Origin of the sequence: Psychrobacter sp. SC65A.3, from assembly GCF_025642195.1 — a bacterium.
Lineage (GTDB): Bacteria > Pseudomonadota > Gammaproteobacteria > Pseudomonadales > Moraxellaceae > Psychrobacter > Psychrobacter cryohalolentis.
In genome coordinates this window covers 2,732,151-2,754,383 of record NZ_CP106752.1, presented here as the reverse complement: position 1 = coordinate 2,754,383, position 22,233 = coordinate 2,732,151, and the positions used below count along the sequence as shown (strand labels likewise).

The window sequence follows — 22,233 nt, the reverse complement described above, 5'->3', positions numbered from 1 at the left end:
CATGACTCAAAAATCATTTCCCATTGCGCCTGAATTCCTCGCCGCAGCCAATATCACCGCCGAACAGTATGCTGAACAATATAAGCAATCGATTGCATCAGCTGAGGCGACAGATGCCTTTTGGGCGGAGCGTGCCGAGCTGATTGATTGGATAAAAAAGCCCACCAAAATCAGCGACGTCAGCTACGACTTAGAAGACTTTCGCATTAAATGGTTTGAGGATGGCGAACTGAATATTTCAGTCAACTGTCTGGATCGCCACGTCAAAAACAACCCTTACAAGCCTGCCATCATTTGGGAAGGGGATCATCCTTCCTTGCATAAAATAATCTCATTTAAAGAGCTGCATGAAGCCGTTTGTCGCTTAGGTAATGCCATGCGCAAGCTTGGGGTCAAAAAGGGCGATCGCGTCACCTTATATATGCCGATGATACCAGAAGCGGTGGTTGCCATGCTGGCGTGTACGCGTATTGGCGCGGTACATTCAGTGGTATTTGGCGGTTTTTCCGCTGAGAGCTTGGGTAATCGTATCATTGATAGTCAGTCTAAGCTGGTCATTACCGCTGATGAAGGTATTCGTGGTAACAAGCGTACGCCACTCAAAGCCAATGTCGATCGTGCGCTAGATATGGATGGCACAGGCAGCGTCAGTAATGTTATCGTCGTCCATCGTACGGGTAACTCGGTGCCGATGAGTGGTCGCCGTGATATCTGGTATCACAGCTTGGTCGATGGTGAGTCGCAGCACTGCGAACCTGAAGTTATGAATGCAGAAGACCCGCTATTCTTATTATATACCTCTGGTTCAACAGGTAAGCCCAAAGGCGTGTTGCATACCACAGGTGGCTATATTACTTATGCGCTGTCCACGTTTCGTGATGTTTTTGATATTAAAGAGGATGACGTGTTCTGGTGTACCGCAGACGTTGGTTGGGTGACGGGTCATACCTACGCCACTTATGCACCGCTTGCCAATGGTACTACGACAGTCATGTTTGAGGGCGTGCCAGAGTATCCTACATGGGCACGCATTGGGCATATTATCGATAAGCACCAAATTACTGTCTTGTATACTGCACCGACCGCTATCAGAGCCATGATGAAAGAGGGCGATACCTTTGTACGTGAGTCGGATCGCTCAAGTCTGCGCTTACTTGGGACAGTTGGGGAACCCATCAATCCTGAAGCGTGGGATTGGTACTATCATGTCGTCGGTGGCAGCAAGTGTCCGGTTGTCGATACTTGGTGGCAGACAGAAACTGGCGGTATTATGCTCGCGCCAATACCGGGGACGGTCGCAATGAAGCCGGGCGCGGCTATGAATCCTCTATATGGTATCGTCCCTGAAGTCATTGATACTGATGGTGTTGCGCTTGAAGGTGCTGCTGAGGGTAATTTGGTGATTAATAGTAGTTGGCCCGGTCAGATGCGTACCATTTATCAAGACCACGCGCGCTTTTTAGCGACGTATTTTACCGAGTATCCCGGCTATTATTTTACCGGTGATGGGGTACAGCGTGATGAAGATGGTCACTACTGGATTACCGGTCGTGTCGACGATGTGCTCAATGTGTCAGGACACAGACTGGGCACAGCAGAGATTGAAAGCTCGATAGTCGCACACCCAGCGACGGCAGAGGCAGCTGTTGTAGGAATGCCGCACGACATACGTGGCATGGGAATTTGCGCTTTTGTTATCTTAAAGTCGAGTGAAACGGCAACTGAATCACTAAAATCGGAGTTAAACCGCCATGTGCGCTCTGAGATTGGTCCGATTGCCAATCTAGATGCCATCTATATGGTCAATGTACTACCCAAAACCCGCTCCGGTAAAATCATGCGCCGTATTTTGCGTAGTCTGGCGGCAGGACAATATGTTGGACTGGGTGATTTATCTACCCTTGCTGATAGCTCTGTCATCAATGAGTTGGTCGAAGTGGTTAAAACCGAACGGGCAAAATCACATTGATTGTTCAATATCAATAAAATTTGAATAGGGTCAATGCTTAAAAATGATTGGAAGCTGAGGTAAAAAGCCATGCTATAAAAGTAGCATGGCTTTTTACCGAAATATCATGGATATAGTCGGTCCTAAATAAAAGAGATACAAACATTATAAAGTACTACTGGGGTTAATTTTTCTTGCTTGCTGTGCCTGCGCAGACAGAGGCTGCAAATAATTAACCCTAGTAGTTCTGTACCCTTTTTTAAAATGGATTAACTATATTAGCAGGCTTTAGAGGTTCAATATTTTTTAGAATAACCCCCTTACTTTCATCTGACTACTTACTATTTTGCTAAATATTTTATAAGGTTTATTGTCATTATGACTGATTCTGCGTTGCATACGACTGAACAATCCATACCGAAAATTGCGATTATTGGCGGGGGTTTGACTGGCTTATTTACGGCTACGTTATTGGAGCGCATTTTTATTGAAGCAAACGGTAAATCAGTATCACCTAAAATTACTATTTTTGAGAAATCCCGTAGCGTTGGTCGTTTAGCAACGCGATATCGCACGGACAGCGCAACGCATAAAAACTGGCAATGGGCATTTGGGGCGCAGTTTTTTACTGCCAAAACTGCTGACTTTCAGCAGTTTATCAAACCATGGCTACAAAGTGATTTATTGCAGCCATGGTATGCCAATGTGGTGGACTTAATACCCTATCACGATGCCGCTCAGAATGCTGACATACAAGCCAAGGAACAATGGAGCAGTACCCAAGCGCGTTATATCAGCACACCCAAAATGACCAGTTGGGGTCGTGCCTTGGCTGATGAACTAAAGCATACAAATATAAACTTTAAAACTCGTGTGGCGCCATTACGCAAAGAAGATTTTGTAGAACAAAATGAGGCTAATAACAAAACTGAGCTGTTTGATGAGAATAGCAACAGCCTTGGCAGCTATGATTGGGTAATTTGTACAGCGCCCAATGGTCAAGCTGTAGAGCTGATGGCGGATAGCAATTTTGAAGAGCTTGCAAAAATTAGCGAAGCACAGATGCAGGCCTGTTATACCTTGATGCTTGGGTGGGATAAAGAGCAGCTTTTACCTCCTGCATTAAACACGTCACCCCCTTTATGGGATGTGGCTTACGTGCAGGATTCGGTGCTCGATCGTATCTTTATTGAACATCAAAAACCTGACCATGGCAGTCTATTACCCAGTATCACTATTCATGCTCGCAACGATTGGTCGGAGCAGCATGTCGATGACGATATAGAAGCTGTAAAAGCAACCTTGCTACAAGCAGCAAAGCAAGCGTTGAGTTGGGATGAAAATAGTACGCCAAGCCAAATCGATTGTCATCGCTGGCGTTATGCTGCAACCCTTAAACAGCTTGATAATACAGAGTTTGGTATTTTAGTTGATGAGCCGCGTCAATGGATTGTCAGTGGCGACTGGTGTGGACAAGGTAACATTGAAAGCTGCTATCAGATGGCAAAACAAACCGTAGCAAAAATCTGCGCTGACCAAATCAGTTAAAAACGATGACTGAAAGCGTATTTTTTAAAACGGTAAACAAGCTCATAACCAACACTAAAAATTAAAACGTTTATCGTTATAAGAGGGGGTAGAACGCTATGTCTGGATTTGATATCGATATGGAGCTGATGCAATTTCATTTTTTTCAATTAGGAATTGCCTTTATTCTTTCCTTACCGATTGCACTCAACCGCGAGATGAAAGACAACGGCGCAGGGCTTAGAACTTTTCCTTTAGTGACCATTGCTTCCTGTGCTTTTATGCTCGTTGGTATGGATATTTATGATGCGACTGGTGAGGCGAGAATCATGTATGCCATCATCACCGGCATGGGTTTTATCGGTGGCGGCGCGATATTTAAAAATGAACAAGGATCAAAAGGTACAGCAACGGCAGCAAGCCTTTGGAATACCGGCGCTATTGGTATTTCAGTCGCTTATGGGCGTTATGAAATTGCGATTATCTTGTCTGTGGTTGGTTTTTTGATCTTGCAATTCTCTGAGCCGTTTAAGTCAAAAGAAAAGCTGTAGAAACCAATAAAAATACTGCGAGGCGATGTATAAAGGAAAGGACACCCAGCGAATAAAACGACTAAATAGCAGACAAAAAAAGAGCCCACGGAGGAGATACCGTGGACTGAGGAAAACTTATCATGCGATCAAATGAAAAATCATAAGCCACAAATAAATTGATACAAATTTATTATTATTACTAGATGTTGTTCTTATTATTTATATTTGGTTGAAAAGAGACAGTTCAAGAAACTCTTACATCTGCTTACAATTTTTAGTGTACAAGTGTATCGATATCATCGGCTCATGATAACCGACATTCCGCTATTTTCCTAAGCTTGCTTACATGTTATTACGTTTTAGACGGTGTATGTATGGATCTATCTAGGCATTCAACAGTATTGAGGTGTTTTTGCAAAAAATAGCGATAAGGAACAGTGATAAAAATCAGCTATTACTCATTAAAATGGCTAAATACGCCACATCTAGGATAAAAATTGCTCAATTAGAAAAATATACGCTTGGCATAAACGATACCTACATAGAGGGCATGACGACTTGGCTGAAAAATGCTAAGCTATCCGTCATTATTAGGTCAATATTAAACTAGGTTTGCCATGACTGAGAGCACGCATTTGCATCCGCAGGAGCCGTCAAGTACGCAGAATAACAAAAGTATTTTTAATTTGCCCAATAACCTGACGATTGCGCGTATCTTGATGATTCCGCTATTTGTTGCGATTGCCTATTGGCCACCTGCTATGGGGATCGGCATGCCAGCAATCTCTGACAACGTGATTGCAAAGGTTGGTATGAGTGACTTTAGCGACAGTCTATTGCGTCACTTGTTATTAACAGGCGTTTTTATTCTTGCAGCTATTACTGATTGGCTCGATGGCTATTTTGCTCGTAAGCTCAATGTGGTATCAGCCTTTGGTCGATTTTTAGACCCAGTCGCTGATAAGCTGATGGTAGCAGCCGCGCTCATTATCTTAGTGCAATGGCATCCCAATATCATCATGGCGATAGCAGCAATTGTAATTATCTCGCGTGAAATCGCCGTATCGGCACTGCGTGAATGGATGGCAGAACTGGGTAAAAGTACCAGTGTAGCGGTGTCTTATGTAGGTAAGCTCAAAACCACCTTTCAGATGATAGCGATTACAGTGCTTTTGTTAAATTGGGAATCGCTTGAAACCATCGGCTATGTATTGATGGTAGCGGCAGTGATTCTAACGTTATGGTCGATGATGATTTATCTTAAAGCTGCGTGGCCGTATTTAAAGCAAAGTGGGTAAAAGGTAGCTAAATAGATAGTGGTTAAATCTTATCCTTTTATTCTAAAACTATAAAGCCCAGTCGATAAAAAACGCCAGTCGCATCAGCCACTGGCGTTTTTTATGATAAATTTTTTTAGCTATTTATTAGTTTAATGATAAATTATAAAGAAACAGAAAAGGTCTCGCCCATATCTTCAGCAGTTTTGCCTTCTTGTACGGCTGCCGCTGCCATCTTAAACATATTCATCACTGTACTACCACTAAGCCAGCATTCGACACCATGAGGAACTACTTTAATCAATTGTACGTTTTTATCTTCTTTACCATGCTCAAAAAAGGCACTATAAACTGGCGACCAAAGCTCATCCAATTTAGCTTTGTCTGTCGGTAATTCAGCGTTAGCACTGATAGAAACAAAGTTCTTTTCATCTTGAGTGGCATAAGTCAGCCCGATTCTTGCATCATCCTGAATATCTTTGACGACGTCTGATGTCTTATCGCCAATAAACCAGATCTCTTTATTATCGAGATTGACCTCACTTGTGGTCATTGGCCACGCATGAAGATCGCCTTTTTTATTGCTGGTACTCATCATGGCAAATTTCACGTCTTTGATGACGGCTTGGATTTTATCGAGATGCTCTTGGTTACTCATGGTGGATATCCTTTTTCATTATTGTAAATAAATTTTGAATTTATAGTTGTTAGAGAAATAATTATTAAGAGGTTAGTGTAGACAAAGCGTTTATTTTATAAAAGCTGGCTTTATAAAAACTGGCTGGTCAAGAACTGCTATCTAGAATAGCGATTTCTGCTGGGCTATTTATATAGGTTGCTAGTAATACACTGTGAGTGTTTGTAAGGACTATAAGAATTGAGTAAATATTGTGACGCTGTGCTGTTAGGCTTGCTGCTTTGATAGCAAATTGATAGTATTTGCTCAATCTTTCAGCATAATATTACCTAAGCGATTGGCAATTTATCTTGGTTTTGTCCTGCTTATTACAGGGCTTCTTGTTATAATACGCGAACCATTTACTTAGCATGGCAAAGATGCCTGTTATTGCCTATATCCTATGGAATATGCCTTTATGATGACCATCGCCGGACAACCGTTTCTTACCGATTTTCAGACGCAGCAACTCATCAGTCAGTTTCAGCAAAAAACCGAGCTAAATGTCAGCCAAATTCATACTCAGCAAGTGTATGTGTTATCACGAGAACTCAAAGGTGATGAGCATAAAAAAGCGCTAGACTTACTTGCTGTCGACAGTGGCACTGTCTTTGAAGCCCCGCAAGACAATCAACTACAAGTTATCGTTGGTCCACGTTTTGGCACCATATCGCCATGGGCAAGTAAAGCGACCGATATCTTTAATAACTGTGAAATTGCCATTAATCGTGTTGAGCGCGTCATTGTTTATACGCTAACCGTTGATGGCGAAGCAGGCGAAAAACTGCCAGTAGACGCTGAGCAATTATTGTTCGACAAAATGACGCAAAGCTTAGTCTATGATTTAGATAAGGTCAGTCATCTGTTTGACGATGGACAACCAGCATCACTCAATCATATTGATGTGATTGGACAAGGTCAGTCGGCGCTTGAGTCGGCAAATAAAGAATTTGGTTTTGCGTTATCGAGCGAAGATATCGACTATCTGATGAATGCTTACGTCAATGAACTCAAGCGTAATCCAACGGACGTTGAGCTGATGATGTTTGCCCAAGCAAATTCTGAGCATTGCCGTCATAAAATCTTTAATGCTGAATGGACGGTAGATGGCGCAGTTCAGCCAAAGTCACTGTTCCAAATGATTAAGAATACTTATAAAGCCAATCCTCAAGGCATCTTGTCTGCTTATAAAGACAACGCGGCAGTGATGGCAGGCTCTAAAGGGATGCGTTTTTATCCGATTCCTACGGATTCAATGGACGCCAACTCAATCCATCCTTACGATTTCCATCAAGAAGAAATCGATATCTTAATGAAAGTCGAAACGCATAACCATCCAACTGCTATCGCGCCGTATGCAGGTGCAGCGACAGGTGCGGGCGGTGAGATTCGTGATGAAGGCGCAACTGGTCGTGGCGGTAAGCCAAAAGCCGGTTTAACTGGTTTCCATGTGTCACATCTTCACATTCCAGAGCTTGCGGAAAAATGGGAGCAGTCAGGTCAATTAAGTACACAGGATTATGGTACGCCAGATCGTATGGCAACCAGTCTTGAGATTATGACTGAAGCACCATTAGGCTCAGCCAACTTCTCAAACGAATTTGGTCGTCCAAACCTATGCGGTTATTTCCGTAGCTTCCAGTTGGACACGTCAGCGGCAAAAGATGGCAGCCAAATGCGCGGCTATCATAAGCCAATCATGCTAGCAGGCGGTTACGGCAATATCAAACGCAATCTCATTGAAAAAAATGCCATTCAGCAAGGTGATTTATTAATAGTCCTTGGTGGCCCTGCGATGCAGATTGGTTTGGGCGGTGGCGCGGCATCTTCGGTCGATAGTGGTTCACTTGATGAAGGCTTAGACTTTGCCTCTGTACAGCGTGATAACGCTGAGATGGAACGTCGCTGTCAAGAAGTGATGGATCGCTGTTGGGCGCTGGCTGGTAATGATGTTGATGCAAGTAATAATAGTAAAGATGGCAACCCAATCGTCTCGTTGCATGACGTGGGTGCAGGTGGTCTGTCTAATGCGATGCCAGAATTGGTCAATGACCATGAAATGGGCGCGGTGCTAAATCTACGTAAAATTCCGTCGCTAGAAGCTGGCATGTCGCCAATGGCTATCTGGTCAAACGAAGCGCAAGAGCGTTATGTGCTAGCGATTCGCCCTGAGAGCAAGGATCAATTCGATGCCATCTGTGCTCGTGAGCGCTGCCCGTATGCCATTTTAGGTGAAGCCACTGAAGTACGTCAGCTCGTCGTTAATGATGAATTGCTCCCTGAGCAACCAGTCGATATGCCGATGCAAGTATTGCTTGGTGGTACACCAAAAATGCAGCGCAGCTTTACGCGTCAAGAGACGGCCTTGCCAGCATTAGAGCTTGGTGAAGTTAATCTAGCAGAATCAATCAAAGATGTGCTACGTCATCCGACCGTTGCTAGCAAATCATTCCTCATTAGCATTGGTGACCGCTCTATCACGGGTATGGTTGTCCGTGATCAGTATGTTGGTCGTTATCAAGTGCCCGTTGCTGATTGTGCCGTTACGGCTTCAGGCTTGATTGCGCTAGATGGTCAGACAATGAGCGGTGAAGCGATGAGTGTCGGCGAGCGTACGCCTGTTGCACTTATTAGCCCAAAAGCCTCTGCGCGATTGGCGGTTGGTGAAGCAATCACCAATATCGCTGGTGCACGTATTAGTCAGCTATCTGATATCACCATGTCAGCAAACTGGATGGCAGCGTGCGGTGATGATGCAGAAGATGCTGCATTATTTGATGCCGTATATACCGTCGGTCAAGAACTATGCCCAGCATTAGGTATCGCTATCCCCGTTGGTAAAGACTCGCTATCGATGCGTGCTAATTGGACGGACGAAGACGAGAACGGCAGCACGGATAAATCAGTCGTGTCGCCAATGAGCTTGGTTATTACTGCCTTTGCTCCTGTGGTTGACGTCGCAAAAACGCTAACCCCTGAGCTTATTAATGGTGATAGCGCGTTTTATCGTATTGATTTGTCTAAAGGACAATTGCGTCTCGGCGGTTCAATCCTTGCGCAAACGCTTAGCCAATTAGGTAATGACTGCCCAGACTTGGGGCAACCAAGTGACTTGGTCGACTTCTTTAACTTTATCCAAGCAGGCAACGCGCAAGGCGTCATCAGTGCTTATCACGATATCGGTGATGGTGGCTTGCTAGCAACTATCGCTGAGATGCAGTTCACTAGCCGTCAAGGCATCAAGCTGTCATTGACTGATGATAACTTACTCGGTCAACTATTCAGTGAAGAGCTAGGCGCAGTCATTCAAGTATTACCAGAAAATGTCGCGGCGTTAATGCAAATGGCAGAAGAATTTAATGTCAGCGATATGCTAAGCCTCGTCGGTCAAAGCTCGGAAGAAGATAGCTTAATCATCCAAACGCCTTTGCACATGGGTGATAACACTCTACGCTTTAGCCGTAGCGAGCTGCAGTGCGAGTGGAGTCAGGTCAGCTATCAAATCGCTCGTCGCCGTGACAATCCAGCTTGCGTCCAGCAAGAGTATGACTTGATTAGCGATGCTAGCCATCAAGGTTTAATCGCTGCGCCAAACTTTGATCTCAATCAAAAAGTTGAAGAACCATACTTAAACAGCCGTGACACTAAACCAAGAGTCGCTATCCTGCGCGAGCAAGGCGTCAACGGTCAGACAGAAATGGCAGCAGGCTTTACCCAAGCTGGTTTTGAAGCGGTCGATGTCCATATGAGCGATTTACTTGAAGGTCGTATTAATCTACGTGACTTCGATGGTCTGGTCGCTTGTGGTGGCTTTAGCTACGGTGACGTATTGGGCGCAGGCTCTGGCTGGGCAAACTCTATCTTGTTCCATGATGAGTTGCGCATGCAGTTCGTGCGCTTCTTTGCCCGTCCTGATACCTTTTCACTCGGTGTCTGTAACGGTTGTCAGATGATGGCGCAATTGAAAGACCTCATCCCAGGTGCGGAAAACTTCCCACGCTTTATCGCCAATAAATCAGCTCGTTTTGAAGCGCGTACCGTCAACGTCAAAGTTGAGCGTACCAAGTCTATCCTATTCAAAGGCATGCAAGACAGTATCTTACCAATCGCTGTCGCGCACGGTGAAGGCTATGCCACGCTGGACAACACCGAGATCGACGGTATGGCAAAACACGGTCAGCTCGCCATGCGCTTTGTCGATAGCCAAGGTCATCCAACCGAGACTTATCCGCTTAATCCAAACGGTTCGCTCGGCGGTGTCACGGGTCTGTGTAGCACCGACGGTCGCGTCACCATCATGATGCCGCACCCTGAACGTACGCTACGTGCCTACAATCACAGCTGGAAGCCAGAAGAGTGGGACGAGGACGGCGCGTGGATGCGTATGTTCCGTAACGCTCGCGCTTGGTTGCGTTAAGCTGTTTTAGGGTATTATTTTAGACAGCTGTTTTTTAAAATGAGAAGGTGGGCGCAAAGCTCACCTTTTTTGTATTTGGGATTTGAGTTTTAAGAAGTAGGCGGAGCTAATCCCGCCTTCCGCTTGTATCTGCCAGTCTGGGCGAGGCGGTGACACAAGTTGAGATGTTGCTGTTGCCTCGACACCACCTCAAACTCTAGCCACCGCAACTCGCCCAATCCAGCAGGATACCGCTACAGTCGGGGCTAAAACTCGCCTCAAGGCAACTATTTTGTGATAAATAATTTTATGCTTTAATTCTAATTGGTGCGCTAGGCGCACCCTACGAACTTTTAGAGTCAATAGCTAGACAATTAAGATTGATTTATTTCGTTAATAAATTTCAGCACGTAGGTTGGGTTGAGCTTGCGACACCCAACGATTTTGGGTCAATAATTTAAACGAATTATGTGTTGGGTCTCGTGCCTCGACACCAACCTACAAATTTTTATCATCTACATTTGGAATCAACATCAATAGGTCTGTCTCTCCTACATCAATACCTATCTGAGCAAGTAAAGTAGTTACTTGCCCGCGATGATGAGTTTGATGATTAAAAAGATGTTGTAGCAACATAGAAAAAGACTTATTGAAGGTATCGTTATTAGTGTTTCGATAACTCAAATTCATGAAATAATCGCTTTCGTCTGATTCCTCAATGAATCGAATGATTATCTGATCTAGAGCCTGCCTATTTCTACTAAAACCGTGTTTATCATCATATAAAATTTGAGTAAGCTTAGTAGGTAATGGGAAATCTTTTAACGGCTCTAAAGCTTTAAATCCTGTTGGATAACTGGGATGTTGGTTTAAACGATTGAGCCAAATTAAATCGCCAACCATTAGATGATTTAGCGTACCCAGTATAGAACCAAAAAATGCCTTTTTGTTCTCCCATAAAACATTATCAGAAGTGGTCGAAATACTGTCACATATTTTTTTATTCATTAGCGCATTGTATGATGCCATGATTTCAAAGTTAGGTTTTATCATAGTATTTGCGCCATAGGCTTTTTTCAGGTTTCAGGCTTTTTATATTGCGATAGTATTCCGAACTTTATGTCGCTAATACTAAAATTATTTTTTACCTTCCTTCTGAGCCTCAGCAATCAACTCATGAATCTTCGCGCTTTCTTTTAGTACACAAGCCTCATACGCAGAGAGCGGCTCGGCTTCCTGCTCTTTTTCTTGCTCCTGTTTGGCTTTTTCTTCTAGATACTTCTGTAGCTCGTCTTGCTCATTTTGCTCGTTGTATTGAGAGTTGCTCATGGCTTATGTCTCCTAATATTTTTTATCGATTAATAAAAGTCATCACGACCAGCATACTTCTTATTGAGTGCCTTTAATATTGCATAAGTTTCTAAATCTAGCTCGCCCGTTGGCTGCTGTGGTCTAAAATGCAATTGAAAAGCATACACGACATTGCGACTGGCTTTATCCCATGCGTCTGTGTCATTGATTTGATAACCGTAATCGCGAAACGCTTGCTTAATCTCAGGTATCGTTACCGCTGCAAACTCGTCTTGATTCATAAAGTATTGCTTATCAAATTCATCATACCAAGCGCCAATGCCGTAATCGAAATACAGTCGCTGCCAAGGAAATTTTGCCCCGGGATCGATTTTACGCGAGGGTGCCATATCGGCATGACCGATGATATTCTTTGCTGAGATGTTATATCTTTTTGCCAAGTCTTGCACCAGCTGCGCCACTTTCTTAATCTGTAACTCATTAAATTCTACATAGTGCTCATACGGATGATAGTCGAGCGCGCCGTTTTTTAAGGCATCTCGATATTCAGGCTTAATCCCTGCATTTACAATCTCGATGCCGATAGAGGTATCGTTAAGTATCGTTCTACCTGCAAAGCCGCCGTTACCAGCATGCCAAGCACGTTCGCTTTCAGGCACTAAGTTATAAATTTTATTATCGTTATTATCCAAGATCAGATAGTGGGCGCTCACATTTCCAGTGGTCAATGTTTTTATAGATCTGGCATTATCTGAGACGGTATAGTGCAGGACGATGGATTTGATCCGCTCGCTTTTGCCAGTGGCTTGATAGGTTTCGCTATCAATAACGAAGGGTTCAGTATTCGCTATTTGAATGTTATTAGTGGTCACGCAGCCAATTAAAGGCAGCGTTAAGGCACATGCTAATGCTAAAAAGATATTTTTTGCCATGAAATGCTAACCCTTTTTAATCTTCTTTGCCAAAACCTTCTTCCAGCTCTCTTCCAAACACTCAATCGCAAGCCAAGGTTCAATAACTTCTGCTGCAAATGTCTCTTTTGAATTAGATAATTGCCACAGCTTTTTAAGAGTAGCAAAAGGATAGGGGCGTTCGATAAGATAAACCGGTAAATCAGCGCTGATCATGCCATCACGAACGACTTGAAAATACCAACCAGCGATGCCTTGTTTGCTGACCCAAGACGCAATATTGGGCACTTTGGTAAAATGGCCGATTTGGTCATTGATTTTGTAGCATGGTCGTCGCGGTTGGACAATGCGTAATTGCACGCTGTCGCCACCATTCCCATCAATGCTTTCATCTTGACCATACTGAAAAACGTCACCAATACAAACTGTCGCTTCCGTCATTTCTAGCAAACCATTTACTGCTTCTGTAGTGAGGTTCTCACCCAATGTGCCAACACGCACTTTCAAGCTAAACTCTGCATTAATCTTGTCATAAGTCGCCGTCGCTAGTTGATGTACCGCTTTTAGTGGACCACCATGATGACGTCTATCGGCTTGCTCATCAGTTGTGAGACCCATAAAGTTGACAGCGACGGGTGCTTTGATTGGTGCTTTATCGATGGCGCTCATTTCTTCACGGGTAAATGGCATGGCTTTGCCAGCGCGAACGCAGGTTAGAGTGGCGATATGGAGCGGCAAGGTTTGGTTAAAGTCAGCAGTATTTTTTTGGCTAGAAGATGCTATCGTTTTTGAGTTCATAGGTTCTAAGTTCATAGGTTCTAAGCTCATAGGTTTGCCTAATCTATAGGGATTTATTAGGGGAGAGGTTATATCGATATTGGTATTAATAATGCGTATTATCTTAGCTTAATCATTCCTCTAATGGTAAGAATTCAGCCGTTTAAAATTTAACAGTATTTTGAATTTTATTAGCACAGTAAATTTTAGACAAAAAAAGACCAGAATAGATATCTGGTCTTTTTCTTAAGCAGCTCTGGCAATAAATAAGATTATTTATTTTTATTGCGACGACCGGCTGTTTTCTTCTCACGCGGCACCGCAACCAGCTCAGCCAATTGTTCAGGTGATGACCATAGACCTTCTAGGTCATAGAACTCACGGGCTTGTGGCGTCATCATATGCACGACAACAGCGCCCAAATCAATCAATGTCCAGTCAGAATCGATACCGCCTTCACGACCCAGTGGCATAAAGCCACCCAGTTTGGCTTCAGCGCCGACACTGTCAGCCATTGCACGTACATGGCGCTTTGAGGTACCGTCAGCGATGATGATACGCTCCATTACGTCTGTCAATGCTGCTACATCCATTACGGTGATGTTTTTAGCTTTCATATCGTCTAGCGCGGTTTGAACAAGGGTCAAACATTCTTGTAAACGTTCGTCAGTCATGGTGTTGGTCATAAATTTTAATCTCTTGAATCGTAAATATTAAAAATAAAATGGTAAATCGTCACAATGCATTCTCTAACGAGCCAAATAGGGGCAGACGTTTTTTGAGGAAAAATGATCAAAGTGGGCAAAATTAAAAGTATAAGGCGATTTTAACGGAATTGAGCAGCAGAATATAGCTGATGGGCGATAATATATTGATAAACAGCAGGATTTAGCCATTTAGCTAATGAATTGGGTGCAGTATTGCCTATGATATCATTTATTGGTTGTAAAGATGCAATTTGCATGTCAGTGCTGTGCGTTATATTTAATGATTTAGGTGCTTGCGGCAGTTGTTGATAAAGCATCTGACGTATGTGTGTGCTTGATATTGCTGTCACAGGGCGCGGGTCGATATAAATATGACCTTGATGGCTATTTTTTACGCAAAAGCTGTTTGTTAAAGATTGAGGTTTAGCGGCTAATAATTCAGTTATAGAATCGATGGTTAAAGGTTGTAGCAGTTTTGGAAGTTGGGATGTTAGAGAGTGGTGCAACTCAGTCTTAGAGACGTTTTTATCAATTTTGATATCAATATCTATATCGCTATCAAAATTTTCTTCACGGTCAAATACCCATAGACTGACATCATCAGTTAGTTGCAGCCCATTTTTCCAGTGTTCTAAACTACGCGCGCTGTCCATCCCCATGACAAATATCAGACTGTCATGCGGGTAGCGTGTGCGCAGTGTCTGCACACTATCGATAGTATAGACAGGCGGTGCTTGCCACAGCTCAAGCTCGTTAATGTATAAGGGCGACTCTTGCGTTGCCAGCTTTAGCATCGCCAGACGATGCTTAGGATCGGTGCTATCTTCTTTAAAAGGCGAGCGCGCATTGGGCAGCAACGATACGTACAGTTCGCGCTGTTGCTGCTGTGCTATTGGTAGCAAACTTTGATAAACGGTCATCGCCATTTGCAAATGACCATTATGTACAGGATCAAATGAGCCACCCAAATAAGCACGGATGGCAGACTTAGTATTTTGGCTTTGATAACTATTAGTAGTATTTGACATAAATGAGTGAGTAAAAACTGATGCAGATGGGCGTTGTAATTGATTTATTTTAAATCGACTATAGCATGTGATTATTTACTTATCCCGATTATCGATTTTATTATGTTTAATTATACCGTTTAAAAGCCATAAAAAAGCCGACCATCATTATGATAATCGGCTCAATAATACGTGTTTTGAATGAAGCTTTAGATGCTTAAATAACGTCGCTATGTGCTTGGATGGCAGTGAGGGCGATGGTATAAATAATATCATCGACCAAGGCACCACGTGACAAGTCATTGACTGGTTTATTTAAGCCTTGCAACATCGGTCCAACACTGACCACATTGGCGCTACGTTGTACTGCTTTATAAGTGGTGTTACCGGTGTTCAGGTCTGGGAAAATAAAGACGTTTGCTTGTCCAGCAACAGGCGAATCCGGCGCTTTTTGCTTGCCGACGCTCATGACAGAAGCCGCGTCATACTGTAGCGGTCCGTCGACTTTTAGATTCGGTGCACGTTCACGGACGATTTGGGTCGCACGGGCGACTTTTTCGACATCAGCGCCAGTGCCTGACGAGCCCGTAGAGTAGCTAATCATTGCCACTTTTGGATCGATGCCAAAGGCGGCAGCAGACTGCGCAGACTGAATGGCAATCTCAGCCAATTCTTCTGCATTTGGATCAGGGTTAATGGCGCAGTCACCGTAGACAACCACTTGCTCAGGCAACAGCATAAAGAAGACTGACGATACAAGTGAGTACTCCGGTGCCGTTTTAATCAACTGAAACGCTGGGCGGACAGTATTAGCCGTGGTATGAATTGCCCCAGATACTAGACCATCAACTTCGTCCATCTGTAGCATGGTCGTACCTAAATAAACGGTATCTTGCAGATATTCAGCAGCCACTTCTGCGCTGGTTTTACCTTTGCGACGCTCGACTACAGCGGCGATATATTTGCTCATATCTAAGCTGTCAGGGTCGATGATTTCAAGCCCTTCAGGTAATACCAAATCGCGGTTTTTGGCGACTTGTTCAACATCAGCACGCTTAGCGAGTAGCACACAGTTGGCAATACCGCGGCTTTGACAGATACAGGCGGCTTCGACCGTACGCGGCTCAGAGCCTTCTGGCAGCACGATACGTTTTTTGGCGATTTGCGCTTTTTTCACCACTTGATGACGAAAAGCAGAAGGTGACAAACGCGGCTCATGATTTTGGCTAAAGTAAGCTTTAATCCAACTAAGATCTAGATGCGCCGCGACATAACGAGCCACTTCTTCAGCACGTTCGGTGTCATCACTTGGAATCTCAGCACTCATGTGTAATAGGCTTTGTACCGTCTCAAAGCTGTCATCTTCGACACTCATTACAGGGATACCCGTTTTGAGTGCAGATTGCCAAAGCTCAGCGACGGTTGGACTAGGGGCAACGCCGCCAGTCAATACCAATCCTGCTAGCGGAATACCATTGATACAGGCAAGACCCGCTGCCAATAGTAAATCGTCGCGGTCGCCCGGCACCACGATAAGCGTACCACGTTTGAACACTTCATCGACACGTGCAATTGAGCGTGCGGTCAAGCTGATGCGATTGATACGGCGCGATTTTGCCTCACCAACGTTGAGCCAAGTACCATCAAGTTCAGCAGCGATATCCCACGTACGCGGCACGGATAATGAGTCACTAAATGGTACGACACCAATTAAGCGGAATTGTTCGGTATTAAAGTGCGGCGATAGGCGCTTCACTTCTTGTATAAAGCCGCTATCCAAGCTCACAATCGCTTCACCTGGGGCAACGATTTGATTTTCTAAGGTGCTTTGCGTATTTGGCAAGTCATGCATCCGCATCAAGATACAGCCAAGCGTACGATCACTTGCCATACCACCAAATTCACGCGCATGCACATCAAGCTTATCGGCTAAATAGGCAGGTTTACTGGTATCGGCGGTGCTAACAAAGATGATTCGGGCATCGAGTGCATGAGCAATCGCACGATTGATCTGTGAGGCATAAGAAGTTTCAGTCGTCGGTACTAAGCCTTCGCAAATCACCACATCGTAATCATCACCAAGAGTATGGTAGTTAACAACCACTTCTTCCATCAAGTCATCAAGATTGTCATCACCAATCATACGCTCAACATGTTGACGGCTGATCGATTTAGGTGGCTTTAGGCCAAAGGCATGCATGGCTAATGCGCTTGAGCTGTCTAGACTGTTTTGCTTATCCAGCGTATCGTCTTGTAAAAACGGCTTCATAAAACCCGCTTTGATACCGTTATAATCGAAAGCACGAATCAGACCTAACGCCGCTGACGTCACACCGATACCGCGGCTAATGGGTACAAGTAAAATAGTTTGCATAATGTATCCTACTGTTTATTATATTTTTAGAGAGATTGTCATCCTTGAGCGTATAAGAATCAACTTGTGATTCTTATCGCAGGCATATGAGTCTTATTGTAGACCTAGTTTTATTTTAGACCCAAGGCTGCACGAGTTTCTTGTGCGATACGGCATTCTTCATCAGTTGGGACAACCCACAGCTCAATACTGCTATCGTCAGCATGGAAACTGCCTTCATTGCCACCGACCAAGCCAGCGTTCTTATCGGCATCTACTTTGATGCCAAAATGACGCATGACTTCTAAAATACGCATCCGCGTGGTCACAGAGTTTTCGCCGATACCACCAGTAAAGACAATACCAGTAAAGTCAGGGAGCGCGCAGCTTAAGCTGGCAAGGTATTTACCAACACGATAGCAGAACATCTCGATAGCCAGCTTTGCGTCTTCATGACCTTCATTAGCCGCTTGCTCAATGGTACGCAAGTCATTCGATAAGCCTGAAATACCAAGTAAACCACTTTCACTATTGAGCATTTTATCGATTTCTTCTAAGCTCATACCAAGTTGGCGCTTAAGATGAATATGTAAGCTTGGGTCAACATCACCACTACGCGTACCCATCATAAGACCTTCAAGCGGGGTCAGACCCATACTGGTATCAAGGCTTTTGCCGTCGTAGACAGCTGTTGCTGAACAGCCGTTGCCCAAATGCGCAGTTAACCAACCATGTGGTCCTGTTGCGCTGGTAATGTGGCTGGCGCGTTCTGATACATAAGCATGCGAGGTACCATGGAAGCCATAACGACGAATTTTGTGTTCTGAATAGAGTGCCTTTGGTAGCGGATAGCGGAAAGCAACGGGTGGCATGGTCTGGTGGAAGGCAGTATCAAATACCACCACTTGCGGAATATCAGGATAGATTGCTTGTACAGCTTCGATACCTAGTGCGTTTGCCGGATTGTGTAATGGGGCGAGGACTTTTAGACGTTTGACTTCTGCTAACACATGCGCATCGACACGCACCGCTTCTGAGTACTCACGACCGCCATGTACCACTCGATGCCCAACAGCAATAAAGTGATACTGCTCAAGTAGCTCAAGGATTTTCTGTAAGGCAAGTTCATGACGACCACCAGCGATTGCAATTTCTAACTTTTCACCATTTAATGTGGTGTGTTTAATACGGGCAGTATCGAGACCTAAGTTTTCGGCAAGACCTGTGATACGAGTACCTTCATCCTCACTAATTAAGGCGTATTTGATTGAAGAGGAGCCGCAGTTCAATACTAAAGTAGGATTGGTCAGGGTCGATGCTTCAGAATGTTTGTCATCAAAAGTGGTGCTTACGCCAGCGCTCATACTCTATCCTTAGATTGTCTTTTATAAAAGGTGCCGCATCTTGACGATCACCTGTTGAATAAACGAAAACCAGCGATATTGGTGCTGGGATAGGTTGCACGGGTTGGAAACATAAACCATCATCGCGCTGATCTTCGTTATACTTGAGCCATCACTATGTCTAACATAGGTTCAATGTAAAGCAAACGCCTGCTAGCGTTGCCTTATAGCTACAAGGGTTGACTATAATGTATCATATTTTGGCAGTGACACCACGATAACTCTAAGGCTTTGATCAGCCAGTCCTTAATTGATGGTTACAGGTGTACACCGAAGACAGTAAGGGCTTATTAGATAAAATAAGTAAAAATTTGCCTTTATAAAAATTGTAAGTAAGTTTGTCTAGCTTTAGATCAATAACATTGTTTTATATTTATATTGGATTCTCTATCACTACATTTCAGCAAATTTACTACGCAAACATATTCTATAGGCGCACAGCTTTATAGAATAATGCTATGATTAAAAAATCTTCCTATTTTCCTTATTGCAGCCTTGGTTGTTTTCGCTGATAGTGATTTTTATCGCGTACACCGTTGCAAGATTACAGGTTATCTATCCTATGTTTACAACACGATATACCTCAAAACCCAAGCACTCTCAGACAGTGGGCAGCGCCATTCGCCATAGTACGTATAACATCATGCTTGGTACGTCGATCACGATAGTTTCAGCGGCATTGTTGGTTGGCTGCGGACAAAAAGGCGATTTATACCTTGTAGACGCTGGTAGTAAAGCAGTGCGAGATAGCACGGCAATATTAGATAGTGGCAGTAATCCACAAGATACTGCCTTTGCTAAGATTGACAGCGACCAACAAAATACAGAGAATTTTCAGCTGCCTGAACCGAGTAACGATCCTAACGATTACTAATAAGTAATCATGAATTATTAAAATGTAAATGTTCAAACGATTTTTGAGCAAGCCCAATACTTTATTGTTACCTTGATTATATTAGAGATATTTATATGAGTCAGTCAGTCACTACCCAAACTGAGCAGGGATTGTATGTGCATCCTGAAGCCTTAACCGCCCATTTGCCCGCGCTCGATTATCGAGGCGGTGCCTTGTATATGGAGCAGGTCAGTATTGCTGAAGTAGTTAAAAACTACGGTACGCCGTGTTATGTGTACTCAAAGCAAGCCATTTTAGATGTCTATCAAGCTTATACGACCAGCTTTGCCAGTCTACCGCATCAGATTTGTTATGCGGTAAAGGCAAACTCTAATTTGGCGGTACTTGGTATCTTGGCGCAAGCAGGGGCAGGGTTTGATATCGTCTCACGTGGTGAGCTCATGCGCGTATTGGCGGCAGGCGGCGAGGCTGCGCGCGTGGTATTCTCAGGCGTTGGTAAGACTTATAGTGATATCGAATATGCCCTGACGCAAGGTATTGGCTGCTTTAACGTTGAGTCAATCAGCGAGCTGACTTTGATTAATGATGTGGCACAGAAATTGGATAAACCTGCGCCAATTTCACTACGGGTTAATCCTAATGTCGACGCCAAGACCCATCCGTATATCTCAACCGGTCTAAAAGACAATAAGTTTGGTATCAGTCATGAAAATGCCGTCGCTGTCTATGAGCAAGCGGCGCAATTATCGCATATCGATATCGTCGGTATTGACTGTCATATCGGCTCGCAGTTGACTGAAGTTGCGCCATTCGTTGCGGCATTGGACAAAGTGATTGAGCTAGTACATAGCTTACGTAAAGCAGGTATTGAGCTGCGTCATATCGATTTGGGTGGTGGTCTGGGTGTGCGTTATATTGATGAGACGCCTGTTTCTATTGATGAATTTGCCAATGCGTTATTACCAAAACTTAGTGAGCTTGGCTTGACCGTATTCTTTGAGCCGGGTCGTAGTATCGTGGCAAATGCTGGGGTGTTATTGACCAAGGTTGACGTGCTCAAACCAACTGAGCATAAGAATTTTGCCATTGTTGACGCGGCAATGAACGACTTAATTCGCCCTGCTTTATATCAAGCAGAAATGGCAGTAATCCCAAACGTTTTACCTAGTAATGGTATTAATACAGAAAGTACTGAGCCATGGGATATCGTTGGTGCTATCTGTGAAACGGGTGATTTCTTAGCAAAAGATCGTTTGTTGTCGCTTTCGACAGGCGATATTCTCGCAATCACGGGTGCTGGTGCTTATGGCTTTACTATGAGTAGCAACTATAATTCACGCCCGCGAGCCAGTGAAGTCATGGTAGCTGATGATCGCCACCAGCTGATTCGCAAACGCGAAACCGTTGAAGCGCTATATGCAGACGAAGTATTGTGGCAAGGTTAACGGCTAAGCAGCATAAAGTATCTCAAAAATCTAACCCATTATCATAATGCTAGTGGGTTTTTTTATGGCAAATTTTGATCAAACACCTGAATAATAAGTGTGGAATATAACTTGGCATTTGATAACGGTGATAGTTATGATTGTAACTGACAGCGTGCTAATATAAGACATACATAAAAATAGGATAGGATATCAGGGATATGCTAATAGAATTTACTAAGATGCATGGGTTGGGCAATGACTTTATGGTCATCGATTTGGTGACTCAGCGTTTGGACTTGACCAAGGATTTGGTGCAGTTACTGGGTGATCGTCATTTAGGTATTGGTTTTGATCAGTTGCTCGTCGTTGAGCCGCCAATGCGCCCCGACGTCGATTTTAGTTACCGTATTTTTAATACTGATGGGTCAGAGGTTGAGCAATGCGGTAATGGCGCCCGCTGTTTTGCCCGTTTTGTGCAAGCGCGCAAGTTATCCTTTAAACAGCGTCTCCGTGTTGAGACGGCAAGCGGCATTATTTCGCTGACGACCGATCGTTATGGCTGGGTAGAGGTTGATATGGGCAAGCCCAAGTTTGAGCCAAGTGAGATTCCATTTACCCCAAGAGCCATCACCAAAATCCAAAATGCTTATCATCTGGACGTGAATGGTACGCCGGTGCAGCTTTATGTTGCCAATATGGGCAATCCGCATGCGGTGATAAAAGTTGACGATGTGCTTGATGCTGACGTTGAAACCTTGGGTAAAGCCATCGAATCGCATCCAGCATTTCCAGAACGTGTCAATGTCGGTTTTATGCAAATAATGAATCAGCGTCATATTCGTCTGCGAGTGTACGAGCGCGGTGTCGGTGAGACGCAAGCCTGTGGTACGGGCGCTTGTGCAGCCGTTGCCATTGGTATACGCGAAGGCTGGCTTGACGAAGGCGAAGATGTGCGTGCTCAGCTCTATGGCGGCAGCATGGTAATTAAATGGCAGCCGGGCTATTCGGTTATGATGACCGGACCAACCGCATTTGTGTATGAAGGTGTCTTTAGTCCAGATGGCTTGATGGCACAAGCCGGTATCAAGCCCAATCCAGAAAGTTAATAGTAAAACATAAGTGAC

At 44.1% G+C, this 22,233-nt stretch carries 17 protein-coding genes; 8 read left to right on the top strand and 9 right to left on the bottom strand.

Annotated elements, in window-relative coordinates; translation table 11 throughout:
* The first annotated feature begins 1 nt into the window (after position 1).
* The 4 genes from acs (at position 2) to pgsA (ending at position 5,306) form a co-directional block, all read left to right on the top strand.
* Positions 2-1,969 carry an acetate--CoA ligase gene (gene acs / locus OEG80_RS11650; RefSeq protein WP_263240965.1) on the top strand — a complete coding sequence of 656 codons (1,968 nt, stop codon included), beginning with the start codon at positions 2-4 and terminating at the stop codon, positions 1,967-1,969.
* A gap of 357 nt (positions 1,970-2,326) precedes the next feature.
* Positions 2,327-3,496: an NAD(P)/FAD-dependent oxidoreductase gene (locus OEG80_RS11645; protein WP_263240963.1), complete on the top strand. Its 1,170-nt coding sequence runs from the start codon at positions 2,327-2,329 to the stop codon at positions 3,494-3,496.
* Positions 3,497-3,594: 98 nt separating this feature from the next.
* On the top strand, positions 3,595-4,026 hold the full coding sequence (locus OEG80_RS11640; RefSeq protein ID WP_011512578.1) for an MgtC/SapB family protein: 432 nt from the start codon (positions 3,595-3,597) through the stop codon (positions 4,024-4,026).
* Positions 4,027-4,625: 599 nt separating this feature from the next.
* Positions 4,626-5,306, top strand: coding sequence for a CDP-diacylglycerol--glycerol-3-phosphate 3-phosphatidyltransferase (gene pgsA / locus OEG80_RS11635; RefSeq protein ID WP_011512579.1), 681 nt, complete (start codon positions 4,626-4,628; stop codon positions 5,304-5,306).
* Between the two features lie 142 nt (positions 5,307-5,448).
* On the opposite strand, the gene OEG80_RS11630 is transcribed toward pgsA, so the two are convergent.
* A complete protein-coding gene (locus OEG80_RS11630) occupies positions 5,449-5,943 on the bottom strand; it encodes a pyridoxamine 5'-phosphate oxidase family protein (protein ID WP_263240961.1) in 495 nt (164 codons plus the stop codon).
* Positions 5,944-6,379: 436 nt separating this feature from the next.
* Between OEG80_RS11630 and purL the strand changes: the two genes are divergently transcribed.
* Positions 6,380-10,378 carry a phosphoribosylformylglycinamidine synthase gene (gene purL, locus OEG80_RS11625; RefSeq protein WP_263240959.1) on the top strand — a complete coding sequence of 1,333 codons (3,999 nt, stop codon included), beginning with the start codon at positions 6,380-6,382 and terminating at the stop codon, positions 10,376-10,378.
* Positions 10,379-10,855: 477 nt separating this feature from the next.
* Here the strand turns inward: purL and OEG80_RS11620 are convergent, their stop codons facing one another.
* The 8 genes from OEG80_RS11620 to OEG80_RS11585 form a co-directional block, all read right to left on the bottom strand.
* Positions 10,856-11,410: a DinB family protein gene (locus tag OEG80_RS11620; protein WP_263240958.1), complete on the bottom strand. Its 555-nt coding sequence runs from the start codon at positions 11,408-11,410 to the stop codon at positions 10,856-10,858.
* Between the two features lie 84 nt (positions 11,411-11,494).
* The gene (locus OEG80_RS11615) at positions 11,495-11,686 is read right to left on the bottom strand and encodes a hypothetical protein (RefSeq protein ID WP_263240957.1); all 192 of its coding nucleotides are present in this window, start codon (positions 11,684-11,686) and stop codon (positions 11,495-11,497) included.
* A gap of 29 nt (positions 11,687-11,715) precedes the next feature.
* A complete protein-coding gene (locus tag OEG80_RS11610) occupies positions 11,716-12,600 on the bottom strand; it encodes an N-acetylmuramoyl-L-alanine amidase (RefSeq protein ID WP_263240955.1) in 885 nt (294 codons plus the stop codon).
* Positions 12,601-12,606: 6 nt separating this feature from the next.
* A complete protein-coding gene (locus OEG80_RS11605) occupies positions 12,607-13,377 on the bottom strand; it encodes an MOSC domain-containing protein (RefSeq protein WP_263242520.1) in 771 nt (256 codons plus the stop codon).
* A 251-nt stretch (positions 13,378-13,628) separates the two neighbouring features.
* Positions 13,629-14,042, bottom strand: coding sequence for a ribosome silencing factor (gene rsfS, locus OEG80_RS11600; protein ID WP_011512587.1), 414 nt, complete (start codon positions 14,040-14,042; stop codon positions 13,629-13,631).
* 140 nt (positions 14,043-14,182) lie between these two features.
* Positions 14,183-15,091 (bottom strand): nicotinate-nicotinamide nucleotide adenylyltransferase, encoded by a 909-nt coding sequence (locus OEG80_RS11595; protein ID WP_263240952.1) that lies wholly within the window; start codon positions 15,089-15,091, stop codon positions 14,183-14,185.
* A 196-nt stretch (positions 15,092-15,287) separates the two neighbouring features.
* Positions 15,288-17,444 carry a phosphate acetyltransferase gene (gene pta / locus OEG80_RS11590; RefSeq protein WP_263240950.1) on the bottom strand — a complete coding sequence of 719 codons (2,157 nt, stop codon included), beginning with the start codon at positions 17,442-17,444 and terminating at the stop codon, positions 15,288-15,290.
* 110 nt (positions 17,445-17,554) lie between these two features.
* A complete protein-coding gene (locus tag OEG80_RS11585; RefSeq protein WP_263240949.1) occupies positions 17,555-18,787 on the bottom strand; it encodes an acetate/propionate family kinase in 1,233 nt (410 codons plus the stop codon).
* 601 nt (positions 18,788-19,388) lie between these two features.
* Between OEG80_RS11585 and lptM the strand changes: the two genes are divergently transcribed.
* The 3 genes from lptM to dapF all read left to right on the top strand — a co-directional run bounded on the left by lptM (position 19,389) and on the right by dapF (position 22,215).
* Complete coding sequence (lptM, locus tag OEG80_RS11580; protein WP_263240948.1) at positions 19,389-19,700, top strand: LPS translocon maturation chaperone LptM; 312 nt, start codon at positions 19,389-19,391, stop codon at positions 19,698-19,700.
* Positions 19,701-19,795: 95 nt separating this feature from the next.
* Positions 19,796-21,127: a diaminopimelate decarboxylase gene (lysA, locus tag OEG80_RS11575; protein ID WP_263240946.1), complete on the top strand. Its 1,332-nt coding sequence runs from the start codon at positions 19,796-19,798 to the stop codon at positions 21,125-21,127.
* A gap of 200 nt (positions 21,128-21,327) precedes the next feature.
* Positions 21,328-22,215: a diaminopimelate epimerase gene (gene dapF / locus OEG80_RS11570; protein ID WP_020442583.1), complete on the top strand. Its 888-nt coding sequence runs from the start codon at positions 21,328-21,330 to the stop codon at positions 22,213-22,215.
* Positions 22,216-22,233 lie beyond the last annotated feature (18 nt).

Bases quoted from the DNA above. Each gene is read 5' to 3' on its own strand.
- lysA (WP_263240946.1), top strand. From the start codon at position 19,796: ATGAGTCAGTCAGTCACTACCCAAACTGAGCAGGGATTGTATGTGCAT.
- OEG80_RS11610 (WP_263240955.1), bottom strand. From the start codon at position 12,600: ATGGCAAAAAATATCTTTTTAGCATTAGCATGTGCCTTAACGCTGCCT.
- pgsA (WP_011512579.1), top strand. From the start codon at position 4,626: ATGACTGAGAGCACGCATTTGCATCCGCAGGAGCCGTCAAGTACGCAG.
- rsfS (WP_011512587.1), bottom strand. From the start codon at position 14,042: ATGACCAACACCATGACTGACGAACGTTTACAAGAATGTTTGACCCTT.
- lptM (WP_263240948.1), top strand. From the start codon at position 19,389: ATGTTTACAACACGATATACCTCAAAACCCAAGCACTCTCAGACAGTG.
- OEG80_RS11615 (WP_263240957.1), bottom strand. From the start codon at position 11,686: ATGAGCAACTCTCAATACAACGAGCAAAATGAGCAAGACGAGCTACAG.
- purL (WP_263240959.1), top strand. From the start codon at position 6,380: ATGATGACCATCGCCGGACAACCGTTTCTTACCGATTTTCAGACGCAG.
- OEG80_RS11640 (WP_011512578.1), top strand. From the start codon at position 3,595: ATGTCTGGATTTGATATCGATATGGAGCTGATGCAATTTCATTTTTTT.
- OEG80_RS11620 (WP_263240958.1), bottom strand. From the start codon at position 11,410: ATGATAAAACCTAACTTTGAAATCATGGCATCATACAATGCGCTAATG.
- OEG80_RS11595 (WP_263240952.1), bottom strand. From the start codon at position 15,091: ATGTCAAATACTACTAATAGTTATCAAAGCCAAAATACTAAGTCTGCC.
- OEG80_RS11585 (WP_263240949.1), bottom strand. From the start codon at position 18,787: ATGAGCGCTGGCGTAAGCACCACTTTTGATGACAAACATTCTGAAGCA.
- dapF (WP_020442583.1), top strand. From the start codon at position 21,328: ATGCTAATAGAATTTACTAAGATGCATGGGTTGGGCAATGACTTTATG.
- OEG80_RS11645 (WP_263240963.1), top strand. From the start codon at position 2,327: ATGACTGATTCTGCGTTGCATACGACTGAACAATCCATACCGAAAATT.
- OEG80_RS11605 (WP_263242520.1), bottom strand. From the start codon at position 13,377: ATGAACTCAAAAACGATAGCATCTTCTAGCCAAAAAAATACTGCTGAC.
- OEG80_RS11630 (WP_263240961.1), bottom strand. From the start codon at position 5,943: ATGAGTAACCAAGAGCATCTCGATAAAATCCAAGCCGTCATCAAAGAC.
- pta (WP_263240950.1), bottom strand. From the start codon at position 17,444: ATGCAAACTATTTTACTTGTACCCATTAGCCGCGGTATCGGTGTGACG.
- acs (WP_263240965.1), top strand. From the start codon at position 2: ATGACTCAAAAATCATTTCCCATTGCGCCTGAATTCCTCGCCGCAGCC.